Raw genomic sequence first — 12,820 nt, 5'->3', positions numbered from 1 at the left:
ATGAACCCATTCATCGAAATAGCCGGCCGCAAGATCGGTCCTGATTTTCCGCCACTTGTCATTGCCGAAATCGGCATCAATCACGAAGGTTCGCTCGCCGTTGCCAAGGAAATGGTCGACGCCGCGCACCGGGCCGGAGCCGAAGTGGTCAAACACCAGACGCACATCGTGTCCGACGAAATGGCCGGGGCCGCCAAAAAAGTAATTCCGGGCAACGCCGACATATCGATTTACGAGATCATGGAGCGTTGCGCTTTGGACGAAGACGACGAACTCGCGCTCAAACATTACGTCGAAAGCAAAGGCATGATCTTTATTTCTACGCCTTTTTCGCGTGCGGCCGCCGAACGCCTAAACAAATTCGATGTGCAGGGTTACAAGATCGGATCGGGCGAGTGCAATAATTATCCGCTGCTCGAACACATCGCCTCTTTTGGAAAGCCCGTCATTTTGAGCACGGGAATGAATACGATAGAATCGGTTGCGAAGGCCGTTGCGATCTTTGACAAATACGACGTTCCGGTGGCGCTTTTGCACACGACGAATTTGTATCCGACGCCGATCCACCTCGTGAGATTGGGCGCCATGACGCAGTTGCACGAAGCATTCCCGGGCAAAGTTTTCGGCTTGTCCGACCATACGCTGAACAACAACGCCTGTCTTGCGGCGGTCGCTCTCGGCGGATCCATCCTCGAGCGCCATTTTACCGACCACATGCAACGCACGGGCCCCGATATCGTCTGTTCGATGGACGAGCAGGCTTGCGCCGAACTGATTGTGTCCTCGAACGAAATCTGGCAAATGCGCGGAGGCGAGAAAGCGCCTGCAAAAGAAGAGCAGGTCACGATCGATTTCGCGTTCGCAACGGTTTGTACGATCGCGCCCATCGCGAAAGGCGAGGTGCTTTCCAAGGAAAATATTTGGGTAAAACGTCCGGGAACGGGCAAAATCCTGGCCGAGGATTTCAATTCGCTTATCGGAAAGAAGGCAACGCACGACCTCGAGAACGACGTCCAACTTGATTGGTCCGATTTTGAATAACCGCAAAAAAATGCTGTTCCTGACCGGTACGCGCGCAGATTTCGGCAAAATCAAATCGCTGATCGCCGCTTTGGAAGCCCGAAGCGAATTCGAGGTTTTCGTGTTCGTTACCGGAATGCATCTGCAAAAGGAATACGGCTACACGCTGATCGAGATCCAGCACTGCGGCTTTTCCCACGTTCACACGTTTGAGAACCACACGCACGAAACCACGATGGACCTCACTTTGGCCAAGACGATCGAAGGTCTTTCCCACTATGTGAAGCAGGTTGATCCCGACATGATCGTTGTGCATGGCGACCGCGTCGAAACCCTTGCCGGGGCGATCGTCGGGTCGCTCAATAATATTTTGGTGGCGCATATCGAAGGTGGCGAACTTTCGGGAACGGTAGACGAACTCATCCGCCACAGCGTGAGCAAGCTAAGCCATATTCATTTCGTATCGAACCAGGATGCCGCGCGCCGCCTGATCCAGATGGGCGAAACCGAGACGTCGGTATTTACGATCGGCTCGCCTGATGTGGATATTATGTTCTCGGACAAGCTTCCCGATCTCGAAACCGTCAAAGAGTATTACGCCATCCCGTTCCACGATTATGCGCTGGCGATGTTCCATCCCGTGACGACCGAGGCTGGCGATATGAAGCGCTATGCAGACGATTTTGTCGATGCCTTGCTCGAGGACGAGCGCAACTACGTGCTGATTTATCCGAACAACGATCTGGGCAGCCGCTATATACTCGATGCGTATAAAAAACTTGAAAATCACAAGCGTTTCAGGATTTTTCCGTCGCTGAGGTTTGAGTATTTCCTGGTGTTGCTGCACCACGCGAAATTTGTGATCGGCAACAGCAGTGCGGGAATCCGCGAGGCGCCTTATTATGGGATTCCGGTGATCAACATCGGCACACGCCAGCAAAATCGCGCTTTGCACGCCGATATCGTCAACGTCGCTTACGATCGCCAAAGCCTGAAAACGGCGCTTTCGGGCATTGCGGAGCATACTATTGGCGAAACCAGGTCGGATTTTGGAAAGGGTGACAGCACGAAATTGTTCATCGATTCGGTTCTCGACGCCAAATTGTGGGAAATCAACCAGCAAAAGCAATTCCGGGATAACTGAAAAGTAAGGTTGCGTTTGTTTCCTGTCGGTCTAATCTCGATATTTGCCCGCAATTTGACACGATAACGCGAACTTTCGGACATGACCAAACGCTCCATTTTCATTTTGTTGCCTGATGGCGTCGGTCTGCGCAACTTTGCGTACGGAAAATTCCCGCAAATCGCCGAGGCAGAAGGTTTTGACGTGACCTTTTGGAACAACACGCCTTTCGACCTGACCAGCCTCGGACTCAAAGAAACCAAGATCGAAAACGCCTCGCCGCGTCCGCAAACGGATTTACTCAAACGGTCGCGGTCCGTAATCGACCTGAACCGAAATGTGTCGGCGTCGAATGACAAAGTGTATGATTCCTATCGGCAAAAAGCGTCGAGCCTCGGTTTTAAAAATAAAATCAAGTCGTTGCTCGTCGGTCATCTTTCAAAGAAATACGATTCCGATAAAGGCCTTGTGACGCTGCGTCAAAAAATCAAGGACAGCGAACGCAAAAGCGCCTATTACGCACAATGTCTCCAAACGTTGAAACGCGAGCGGCCATCTGTCGTTTTTTGCACGAACCAGCGTCCGTTGACGGCAATTTCCCCGATACTGGCCGCCCAGGATCTCGGAATCCCGACGGTAGCGTTTATTTTTTCGTGGGACAACATCCCCAAAGCCACGATGGTCATCGAAGCCGATTACTACATGGTTTGGAGCGATCACATGAAGCTGGAATTGCTACATTACTATCCTTATATTCCGGCCGAAAATATCATCGTGACGGGAACGCCTCAATTCGAGCCGCATTTCGACAACGGACTGCTGGTGTCGCGCGAGGCTTTTTTTGCGTCCCATGGCCTCGATCTTAATAAAAAATACATTTGTTATTCGGGAGACGATATTACGACCTCGCCAAACGATCCCCAATACTTGTCCGACGTAGCCGAGGCCGTGCGCCAGCTCAATGGCCAGGGCGAGAATCTGGGCATCGTTTTCAGGCGTTGTCCGGTTGATTTTTCCGACAGGTTCGATACCGTCCTGGAAAAACACAAGGACATCATCACGGCGATTCATCCCGCCTGGAAGCGGATGGGAGCGGTTTGGAACGCCGTTTTGCCGACGCGTGAAGACATGGCGCTCCAGGTCAATACGATCGCGCACACTGAAATGGTCGTCAACCTGGGCTCTTCGATGGTTTTCGACTACGCGAGCCACGGGAAGCCTTGCGCTTTCGTCAATTACGATCCGAGCCCGAACGCACGCGAAGGCTGGTCGGTAAAAACCATTTACGATTATGTCCATTTTCGTTCGATGCCGGACAAAAAAGCAGTGATCTGGCTCAACAATCCTGAAGAAATAGCTTCAAAACTCAAATCGGGCATGCAAAATCCGTCGGAATATGTACGACACGCTTCCGATTGGTTCAACGTCATCAACGAACATCCGGTAACTTCAGCTTCCCAACGTATCGTCAACGCAATAAAATCAATCGTTTAATGCATATCGGATTCCTGACATCGGAGTTTCCCAACCCGAAATTATCGCGTTCGGGCGGCATAGGGACAAGCATATTGAACCTTGCCAAAGGTTTGGTCGCGCTCGGCCACCGGGTTTCGGTAATCGTTTACGGCCAGTCCGGAGATGGAAAATTCGAACAGGAAGGAATTTCCGTGCACACGATCCGGAATCCTAAAGTCAAAGGCATTTCGCGCTACCTGACACAGCGTAAAATTGAGAAACTCCTGAACAAACTCGTTGCGCGAGAAGCGCTTGACCTCGTCGAGGCTTCGGACTGGACCGGGATTACCTCTGGAATCAAGCCTGAATGTCCCGTCGTGGTGCGGCTGCACGGGAGCGATACTTATTTTTGCCATCTCGACCAAAGGCCGGTCAAGCCGATCAATAGAAAAAGGGAGAAAAAGGCATTGGAAAATGCCGACGCTGTCGTGTCCGTAAGTGCCTACACGGCTCAGGTCACAAAGGAACTTTTCGGCCTCGGCAGGCCGATTTCGATAATCCCTAACGGTCTCGATGTCGACAATTTCGAACCGTCCGAAACTGTTCCGGAAGTAGGGAAGGTGTTGTATTTCGGTACATTAATCCGCAAAAAAGGAATGCTCGAACTTCCGTCCATCTTCAATGCCCTCGTCGAACAAAATCCCAACGTATCGCTGGAACTTGTCGGTAAGGATTCGGCAGACGTGCTCACTAAAAAGCCGTCCACATGGGAACTGATGCAACCTTTGTTTTCCGATAAAGCATTGCCGAAAGTGACGTATTCCGGTGCGGTCCGCTATTCCGAAATGCGCCGCAAAATTGATGAGGCCGAAGTATGTGTTTTCCCTACCTTTGCCGAAGCGTTGCCGGTTTCCTGGATAGAGGCCATGGCAATGGAAAAAGCGATCGTCGCCTCAAATATCGGTTGGGCCGACGAGGTTTTGGAAAACCGCAGCCAGGGCTTTCTCGTACATCCGACAGCTCATGTCGAGTTCGCCGGGAAAATCAACGATCTGCTGCTCGATCCCGAGTTGCGCAAAACAATCGGGAAACAGGCCCGCAAGCGCGTCATCGACCATTTTGCGAGTGAAGTGGTGGCAAAGAAAAACGAGGCGTTTTATCTCGGCTTAATACGTTAAAAAAGTAAATGATAGTTTTTTATCACAAACGCGATAAGGTGGTCAGGTCGGTCGGAATCGAAGGTTTCGAAGGCAAGCCCGTGACGGTCGCGCTTTTGGAGGCTGCAGCGAAAAAGCCCGACGCCAATATCGTCTGGTGCGACGAACGGCTCGCCGATTTCCTTGCGCTTGAGGCCGTCCCGGACTTGATGCATCACGACAGCCAAATGTTTTCCTACGATGTGTCGCATCGCAATTACCTCACTCCGGTTATCGGATTTTGCGAGGAAGCTTCTCCTTTTATTCCGATAAAATATGGCGTCAAATATCCTACGTGGCAAATGAGCGCCCAGGTCGGTTTGGTCAACGCCGCGGTTGTCAATGCGTTCTCGGCTTATCTTTTCGCTTCGGACGATTTTGCGTACTTTTTGAATTCGTTCGCCAAAAGGGCGATGCGCAGCGGTTTGCTGTGTTATTCCGAACCCGCTTTACTAAAAACGGGCGCACCGACAGTAGAAAGCCGGCAGGCCAGTATTTTTGAAGTGTTCAAGTTTGTCCGCCAGCATTACAGGATGCGATGGACCTCGCTGCTGCTGCTCGATATGGTCATTTTCAAGCACGGTTTCCCGATAATTCCCTACCTCGTTTCGCTTTTTTATTCGCGCAGAAAAACAGATGAGCGCGCGCTTTCGTCCGTTTCAATGGAATCTACGCGCGACATTACCGGAACCGGTGAATTGGACGTGATCATCCCGACGATAGGTCGCCGGGAACATTTCCACAACGTGCTCAAGGATTTGGCTGCGCAGACGTATCTGCCCAAGCGCGTCATTGTCGTCGAGCAGAATCCGGATACGGAAAGCAATTCCGAACTGGATTTCATCACCTCTGAACAATGGCCGTTCGAAATCGACCACGTCTTTACCCATCGCACCGGCGCATGTGCTGCCCGCAACGTGGCCCTGATGCACACCCGCAGCGAATTCGTGTTTATGGCCGACGATGACATCCGTTTCCAGCCCGACCTTATTGAACAAGCGTTTCGTTACTTCAGAAAAACCGGTAACGAAGTGCTTCAAACAGCGGGCCCTCAGCCCAATGAAGTCATAAAGGACACCAATATCATACAGCACCCGGTTTTGGGTTCGGGATGGGTGTTCCTCAAACAGCAATGCCTCGACGGAGTTTGGTTCAATCCCGGTTATGAATTCGGATATGGCGAAGACAAGGATTTTGGGATGCAGCTTCGCAACAAGGGCTACGACATCCTTCTGGTGCCTTTCATACATGTCATCCATCTCAAGGCGCCGATGGGCGGTTTCCGAGTCAAGCCGACGCATCCGTGGAGCAACGAAAAAATCCAGCCTAAGCCATCGCCGACTGTAATGTTGCACATGATCCGGAACATGACCGACGAACAGCTGAAAGGCTACAAAACGGTTTATTTTTTCAAGAATCTGGGCAAGCGCAGCAAAAATCCGTTCAAGGGTTACGCCAAATTCAAGGAAGCCTGGGCGAGCAGCGTCTATTGGGCCGGTGAACTCGGAAAACGCTGATGATGCGGTTCACGCTGATAATATGCACTTATATGCGGCCCGAGCAGTTGCTTGTGCTGTTGGAATCGGTAAAAGTCCAGACGCTTTATCCTGACGAGATCCTTATCGTCGACGGTTCCACCAATGATCTTACCGAAAAGATTCTCGGGTTGAATCGCTTCCCGTCATTGCGTTACCTGAAAGTCCAGGATTCCGACCGAGGTTTGACGCGACAGCGAAATTTCGGGATCGCCAACACAGCCGAAACTTCTGAAATCATCTGTTTTCTCGACGACGACACTGTTCTCGAGCCAAATTATTTCAGCCAATTGCTGCAAACCTATGCCGATCATCCGGACGCCCTGGCCGTAGGCGGTTATATTACCAATGAAGTCAGCTGGACGGTTGTCCCTTCAGGTTACAAGCCTGCGATTTCCGAATTCGCCTACGACGGATGGAAACGCAGCGATGGCGCCCGTTTCGTTACCCGAAAAAAACTCGGCCTCGACAGTGACCGTCCGCCTGCGATGGCGCCTGATTTTTCCAATGGGCGCAGCGTAGGGTTTTTGCCTCCATCAGGAAAAACCTATAAAGCCGAACAAATCATGGGAGGCGTTTCGTCGTTTCGCGTCGAGGTGTTTCGCCTGCAACAGTTTTCTACTTATTTCGAAGGCTACGGATTATATGAAGATGCCGATTTTTGTTTCCGATTGCTGAAACACGGCAACCTTTACGTAAATACCTCGGCAAGGCTCGAGCACCACCACGCGCCGGGCGGTCGTCCGAACCAGTTCCAATACGGTCGCATGGTCGTCCGCAACGGTTGGTATGTCTGGAGGGTACGCACGCCGCGGCCATCCGCAAAGGCAAAACTAAAATGGCACGCCATTGCGCTGCTGTTGGCCGCAATACGGTTTACAAATGCTATATTTGGCAGGCGCGACAAGATCAAAGCCTTGACCGAAAGTGCGGGACGCTTTTTTGCTTATTTCGAGCTCGTCGTCTCCAAACCGAAGTTGCGCGACCAATAAACCTTATGAGATTCGCCATCATTACGCATGTTGCCCACAAAATTTACGACGGTCGTTACTTTGCGTACGGTCCGTATGTGCGCGAAATGGACATTTGGAGCGAATTCGTGTCCGAAGTCGAAATCGTTGCGCCATTGGCCAGCGGGTCGCCGAATCCAATCGATCTTGCCTACGCCTCTAAAAAAGTGACGTTTACGAAAGTCGCCTCGTTCGATCTGCTCGGCCCCAAAGCGATTTTCTTCTCGCTGCTGCGTTTGCCGCTGATCGCGTTTCGGATTTTCGGCTCAATGAGACGGGCCGACCACATTCACTTACGATGTCCCGGGAACATGGGACTGCTCGGCTGCTTTGTCCAGATTTTGTTTCCGTCGAAGCCAAAAACCGCCAAATATGCCGGCAATTGGGATTTGAGCGCCGCCCAGCCGTGGAGCTATCGGCTGCAAAAATGGCTGCTGAACAATACCTTCCTGACGCGCAACATGAAAGTGCTCGTTTACGGGGAATGGGAAGGAAGCTCGGGCAATGTCGTTCCTTTTTTCACGGCCACTTACAGGGAATCCGACATTTCTGAAATTGCACCACGCGATTTCGAGACCGGCGTCCGTTTGCTCTTCGTCGGATCGCTTTCTGTCGGCAAACGCCCGTCGTATGCGATTGAACTGGTAGAAGCGTTACAGCATTCCGGAGTCGATGCCTGCCTCGATATATTCGGGGAAGGCGCCCAGCGCGAGATGCTCGAATCGCATATCGTACAAAAAGGATTGTCGGAAAGCGTTCGTCTTCACGGAAATCGACCGGAAGCCGAGGTAAGACAAGCTTATAAACGCGCACATTTCCTACTTTTGCCTTCCAGGAGCGAAGGCTGGCCGAAAGTGGTGGCAGAAGCCATGTTCTGGTCGGCGGTTCCGGTTTCTACGAACGTCTCCTGCGTTCCCTGGATGTTGGGTTCCGGAAAGCGCGGTTTGGAATTGTCGCTGAGGCTTGAGGACGATCGCGATTCTTTGTTGGACGTGATTCGCAACAAGAAGCGTTTTCACGAACTCGCAACCGCTTCCCGTGATTGGTCGCAACGGTATACGCTCGACAAATTCAGCACTGAAGTAAAACACCTGCTACATGGCAAAAAGTAAAAAAATAGTGATTGGCGTTGTGTTGACAGGGATTTTGTGTCTCGTGCTGATCCATTTTCGCACGCCGTTCTTCCAACCGAAAGGAGGCGATTGGTCCGTCGGTTTTGGGTTTTCCGATGCTGCGATCGCCGATGTCAAACCGAGGCGCGATCAGGTCATCAGCCCGACCGATCTGCAAAAATCGGAAAAGAACACCAAGTTTCTCGCCGATCCGTTTTTTATCAAAGAAAAAGATTCGTTCTACCTTTTTTTCGAGCACAAACACTTCAACCCTTTCAAAGCCGATATTTCGGTTATGGCATCGGCCGACGGCAAAAAATACCACTACAAAGGAAAAGTCCTCGAGGAAAAGTTCCATTTGTCCTATCCGCAGGTTTTCAGGCATCAGGGCAAAATGTACATGCTTCCCGAAACCGGGGCAGCGGGACATGTGTTGCTCTACGCAAGCGATAATTTCCCGTATGGATGGAAAATTGCCGATACGCTGTTCAAAGGGCGTTTCAAGGACCCGAGCATTTATCTGTCGGACACGCTCAGTATCATGGTCGCTTCGGACGACAATCTTTCGATGCACCTCTTTACAGCCGACTCCTTACATGGAAAATGGGCCAGGAAGCACCGCGTCCTGATGGGATCTGAGGCGCGTCCAGGCGGTCGCATTTTCGAGTCCGGAGGATCGCTTTACCTGCCGGTACAGGATTGTTCGAAAGGTTACGGATCCTCGCTTTCGCTTTATCGGTTCGATTTTTCAAAAAAGGAAACGCAACTGGTAAAAGTTAAAGAGGAATTTCTCAAGGCGGTTCCTGAAATGCGCGAATTCAGCTACGGAATGCACCATTACGACGTCCAAAAAGTGGATGGTCGCCATTACTATGTTTACGATGGCAATAACATAGACGGAGACGAAAAAATCCCCACAATATATTACGCGCTCAAATTGTCACTTTATGATTTTTTAAGCCTGTTCTGATGCGTGTCCTGCAAGTAATAGATTCGCTTGAGCCGGGAGGAGCCGAACGCATGGCACTCAACTACGCGATCGCGCTCAGGAATGCCACTGGATTTTCCGCCCTGGCCGTGACGCGCAAGGAGGGAAGCCTTAAGCAATCGGTTCCCGATGATTTACCGTACTGTTTCCTTGACCGCAATTCGACGTTCGATGTTCGAGCGATACGCACGCTGCGCAAATTTTGCCGCGACAATAACATAGAATGGGTACATGCCCATAGTACGTCCTGGTTTGTTTGCGTGTGCCTCAAATTGTTGTCGCCTTCGCTAAAACTAATCTGGCACGACCATTACGGATGGAGCGAATTTGCCGCCGAACGAAAAGCCGGTGCGTTGAAATGGGCGTCGCTGCTGTTTTCGGGCATTATTTCCGTCAATGAAAACCTGAAGCAATGGTCGGTTCGACAGTTAAAATGCCGCCATGTGATCTATCTCCCCAACTTTTCGCTAAGCGGGACAGCCGTCGTCTCCGAAACCCGTCTCGAAGGCGAACACGGAAAGCGCATTCTTTGTTTGGCCAACCTGCGGCCCCAAAAAGATCACTTTATGTTGATCGAGGCGGCGCTGAAACTGCACGCTCCCGATTGGACCTTCCATCTCGTAGGCAAGGATTTTAAAGACGATTATGCCGAAAGCGTCCGGAAAGAGATTGCCTCCGAGGGGCTCGAAGACAAAATTATCGTCTATGGTTCGCGTGACGATGTCCAGAATATCATCGCACAATCCGATATTTGCATTCTCACGTCGGCTTCGGAAGGATTGCCCGTAGCTTTGCTCGAATACGGTTTTATGGGCAAGCCGGTGGTGGTAACCTCGGTTGGGGAGGTTTCGTCCGTAATCGCCGACGGATACAACGGAATGGTTTGTCCGCCCGGAGATGCCGCCCGGTTTGCCGATGCGCTCGCCTTGTTGATCGCCGACGGGAACAAGCGCAAGGAATTGGGTGCGGCACTTTTGGAAACGGTGCGCCAGACCTATTCCGAACAAGCGGTTATGGCAAGATATACCAATTGGATGCGACAGTTATGAACACGGCCGAAAGAAATTATATTGCACTCGTCCTCGCCCATGTAGCGTTGGGAACGGCCATTTTCGCGCTGCCGTTTCTCTCGAAAGTATATGCGGTGCTTATCTTGATCGTCGGATTTTATTTCGTCGCCAAGAACCGCAATCGCAGTCACGAGGCGCTTTACGTGGCCGGTTACATCATCGGAGCGGAAGTGCTGCTGCGGATGACCGGCGCTAATTTGCTATACGAATATGGGAAGTATTCCGTGGTGCTTTTTATAATGTTCGGAACGTATTACAGCGGGTTTTCGAAGAACGGCGCGCCATATTGGCTTTTCCTGTTGCTGCTGATTCCCGGGATTGTCATCGCTACCCAAACCCTCGGGCCGGGCGTGGAGATGCGCAAAACCATATCGTTCAATATTTCGGGGCCGTTCTGCCTGGGTATCGCTGCTCTGTATTGCTACCGACGTCCGATTACCATCAGCCAGCTCTATGACATCCTGCTTTGCATCGGGCTGCCCATTGTCTCGATAATGACGTATTTGATTTTTTTTACGCCCGATCTCAGGGAATCGGTTACAGGTACGGGTTCGAATTTCGCTACCTCGGGAGGCTTCGGTCCCAACCAGGTTTCCACGATACTGGGATTGGGAATGTTCATTTTTTTCTCGCGCGTCCTGCTGTGTTCGCCGGGCAAAATCATTATGGCGGTCAACCTGATACTCGCGCTGAACTTGTCATACAGAGGACTGATCACGTTCTCGAGAGGCGGAATGATTACCGGGTTGGTGATGTTATGTGTCCTCATGGGGCTTGTTTACCTGAAGATCAACAGCTCCGGCCGCTCGAAGATGCACATAGCGTTTATTGGGGCACTTGTTGTTTTTTTCGGGATATGGACGTATTCCTCCTTCATGACCGGCGGCCTCATCGAAAAACGATACGCCAACCAGGATGCAGCCGGCCGCACCAAAACAAGCCAGTTCAGCGGACGCGAACAAATCGCCTCGGACGAACTCGAACATTTTCTCGAAAATCCGGTTTTCGGAATCGGTGTGGCCAAAGGAGCCGAAATCCGGATCGACAGCGGTGGCGACACGCTTTCCCACAATGAGATCACGCGACTTTTGGCCGAGCACGGATCGCTCGGCATTATGGCATTGGTCATCCTGATCACAACGCCGTTATTGCTGTACATCGACAATAAAAACCACATCATGCTGATAAGCTTCGTGATTTTTTGGCTGCTTACCATCAACCATGCTGCGATGCGAACGGCGTCTCCGGCGTTTATTTATGCGTTATCCCTACTAAAAATCAGTTACAATGACAAGCGGTCGCCTGCTGTACATAGGGAATAAGCTGTCTTCTCAAGGAAAGACGCCCACGGGAATTGAAATCCTGGGTCCGTTGCTTGAGGGCGAAGGCTATGTGTTGCGCTACGCGTCGTCGAAAAAGGGAAAGATCGCGCGTTTGGCCGACATGGTAGTGGCGCTTCTTAAGTATGCCCGTACCTCGAACTACGTGTTGATCGACACCTACAGCACTTCCAATTTTTGGTTCGCTTTTGTTTCCGCGGTGATTTGCAAAATGGTGGCCACGCCTTACATCCCAATACTTCACGGCGGTAATTTACCCAATCGGCTGTCCTCAAGCCCAAGGTTGAGCCGGTTTCTTTTCGGAAACGCTTACCTCAATGTGGCGCCGTCGGCCTATCTCGCCGAAGCTTTCCGGAACGAAGGATTCGAGGTCGCGGTGGTTCCCAATCCTCTAGTGGATGATATCACGGCAGTCCATCGGGATATCTTTCGTCCGAGACTTATTTGGGTCCGATCGTTCTCAAGTCTCTACAACCCTCAAATGGCGATTGAAGTGCTCAAAAACCTGGCTTCAAAATTTGCCGATGCCCGTCTGACGATGGTTGGGCCGGAAGTGGACGACAATCTCGATAAATGCCGCCAACTTGCCCTTTCGTATGGGCTTGACGTTTCGTTTACCGGGCGTTTAAGCAAGCCGGAGTGGATGCATCTTTCGACCGATTGCGATTTCTTCATCAATACCTCGAACGTCGACAACAGTCCGTTCAGTCTCGTGGAGGCCGCCGCTCTCGGGCTTCCGATCGTTTCGACCAATGTTGGCGGAATTCCCTACTTATTTACCAATGGCGTTTCGGCCCGCCTTGTGAAGAAAGGCGATGCGGCCCAAATGTCCGAAGCAATCGAATCCCTTATCGAAGACAGCGAATACACCCAGAATTTGATCCAAAAATCATTACAGTTAGCCGAATCGGTAAAATGGCCGCTTTTGCGGATGAAATGGCTCGAAATTTTAAAATTGCCTTAACCCAATT

11 protein-coding genes are annotated in these 12,820 nt (G+C 51.3%); all 11 read left to right on the top strand.

Annotated features, from left to right (window positions below; all coding sequences use genetic code 11):
• Positions 1-1,041 (top strand): N-acetylneuraminate synthase family protein, encoded by a 1,041-nt coding sequence (locus HC229_RS13030; protein ID WP_191020936.1) that lies wholly within the window; start codon positions 1-3, stop codon positions 1,039-1,041.
• 10 nt (positions 1,042-1,051) lie between these two features.
• Positions 1,052-2,164: a UDP-N-acetylglucosamine 2-epimerase gene (gene neuC, locus HC229_RS13025; RefSeq protein WP_191020935.1), complete on the top strand. Its 1,113-nt coding sequence runs from the start codon at positions 1,052-1,054 to the stop codon at positions 2,162-2,164.
• Between the two features lie 81 nt (positions 2,165-2,245).
• On the top strand, positions 2,246-3,637 hold the full coding sequence (locus HC229_RS13020) for a UDP-glycosyltransferase (RefSeq protein ID WP_191020934.1): 1,392 nt from the start codon (positions 2,246-2,248) through the stop codon (positions 3,635-3,637).
• Entirely contained in the window at positions 3,637-4,776 is a 1,140-nt protein-coding gene (locus HC229_RS13015) for a glycosyltransferase family 4 protein (RefSeq protein ID WP_191020933.1), read from the top strand. Before HC229_RS13020 ends, HC229_RS13015 begins: the two co-directional genes overlap by 1 nt.
• An 8-nt stretch (positions 4,777-4,784) precedes the next feature.
• A complete protein-coding gene (locus tag HC229_RS13010; RefSeq protein ID WP_191020932.1) occupies positions 4,785-6,311 on the top strand; it encodes a glycosyltransferase family 2 protein in 1,527 nt (508 codons plus the stop codon).
• The gene (locus tag HC229_RS13005) at positions 6,311-7,321 is read left to right on the top strand and encodes a glycosyltransferase family 2 protein (protein ID WP_332871653.1); all 1,011 of its coding nucleotides are present in this window, start codon (positions 6,311-6,313) and stop codon (positions 7,319-7,321) included. Before HC229_RS13010 ends, HC229_RS13005 begins: the two co-directional genes overlap by 1 nt.
• A gap of 5 nt (positions 7,322-7,326) precedes the next feature.
• A complete protein-coding gene (locus HC229_RS13000) occupies positions 7,327-8,451 on the top strand; it encodes a glycosyltransferase family 4 protein (RefSeq protein ID WP_191020931.1) in 1,125 nt (374 codons plus the stop codon).
• A complete protein-coding gene (locus HC229_RS12995) occupies positions 8,438-9,421 on the top strand; it encodes a glucosamine inositolphosphorylceramide transferase family protein (protein WP_191020930.1) in 984 nt (327 codons plus the stop codon). Before HC229_RS13000 ends, HC229_RS12995 begins: the two co-directional genes overlap by 14 nt.
• Positions 9,421-10,488: a glycosyltransferase family 4 protein gene (locus tag HC229_RS12990; protein ID WP_191020929.1), complete on the top strand. Its 1,068-nt coding sequence runs from the start codon at positions 9,421-9,423 to the stop codon at positions 10,486-10,488. The genes HC229_RS12995 and HC229_RS12990 overlap by 1 nt, the downstream gene beginning before the upstream one ends.
• Positions 10,485-11,831 carry an O-antigen ligase family protein gene (locus tag HC229_RS12985; RefSeq protein ID WP_191020928.1) on the top strand — a complete coding sequence of 449 codons (1,347 nt, stop codon included), beginning with the start codon at positions 10,485-10,487 and terminating at the stop codon, positions 11,829-11,831. Before HC229_RS12990 ends, HC229_RS12985 begins: the two co-directional genes overlap by 4 nt.
• On the top strand, positions 11,797-12,813 hold the full coding sequence (locus tag HC229_RS12980; protein WP_191020927.1) for a glycosyltransferase family 4 protein: 1,017 nt from the start codon (positions 11,797-11,799) through the stop codon (positions 12,811-12,813). Before HC229_RS12985 ends, HC229_RS12980 begins: the two co-directional genes overlap by 35 nt.
• Positions 12,814-12,820: the final 7 nt, after the last annotated feature.

It is taken from the genome of Flavobacterium selenitireducens (assembly GCF_014748335.1).
Classification (GTDB): Bacteria; Bacteroidota; Bacteroidia; order Flavobacteriales; family Flavobacteriaceae; genus Flavobacterium; species Flavobacterium selenitireducens.
This window is presented reverse-complemented; position numbering and strand designations above follow the sequence as displayed.

Bases quoted from the DNA above. Each gene is read 5' to 3' on its own strand.
- HC229_RS13030 (WP_191020936.1), top strand. From the start codon at position 1: ATGAACCCATTCATCGAAATAGCCGGCCGCAAGATCGGTCCTGATTTT.
- neuC (WP_191020935.1), top strand. From the start codon at position 1,052: ATGCTGTTCCTGACCGGTACGCGCGCAGATTTCGGCAAAATCAAATCG.
- HC229_RS13020 (WP_191020934.1), top strand. From the start codon at position 2,246: ATGACCAAACGCTCCATTTTCATTTTGTTGCCTGATGGCGTCGGTCTG.
- HC229_RS13015 (WP_191020933.1), top strand. From the start codon at position 3,637: ATGCATATCGGATTCCTGACATCGGAGTTTCCCAACCCGAAATTATCG.
- HC229_RS13010 (WP_191020932.1), top strand. From the start codon at position 4,785: ATGATAGTTTTTTATCACAAACGCGATAAGGTGGTCAGGTCGGTCGGA.
- HC229_RS13005 (WP_332871653.1), top strand. From the start codon at position 6,311: ATGATGCGGTTCACGCTGATAATATGCACTTATATGCGGCCCGAGCAG.
- HC229_RS13000 (WP_191020931.1), top strand. From the start codon at position 7,327: ATGAGATTCGCCATCATTACGCATGTTGCCCACAAAATTTACGACGGT.
- HC229_RS12995 (WP_191020930.1), top strand. From the start codon at position 8,438: ATGGCAAAAAGTAAAAAAATAGTGATTGGCGTTGTGTTGACAGGGATT.
- HC229_RS12990 (WP_191020929.1), top strand. From the start codon at position 9,421: ATGCGTGTCCTGCAAGTAATAGATTCGCTTGAGCCGGGAGGAGCCGAA.
- HC229_RS12985 (WP_191020928.1), top strand. From the start codon at position 10,485: ATGAACACGGCCGAAAGAAATTATATTGCACTCGTCCTCGCCCATGTA.
- HC229_RS12980 (WP_191020927.1), top strand. From the start codon at position 11,797: ATGACAAGCGGTCGCCTGCTGTACATAGGGAATAAGCTGTCTTCTCAA.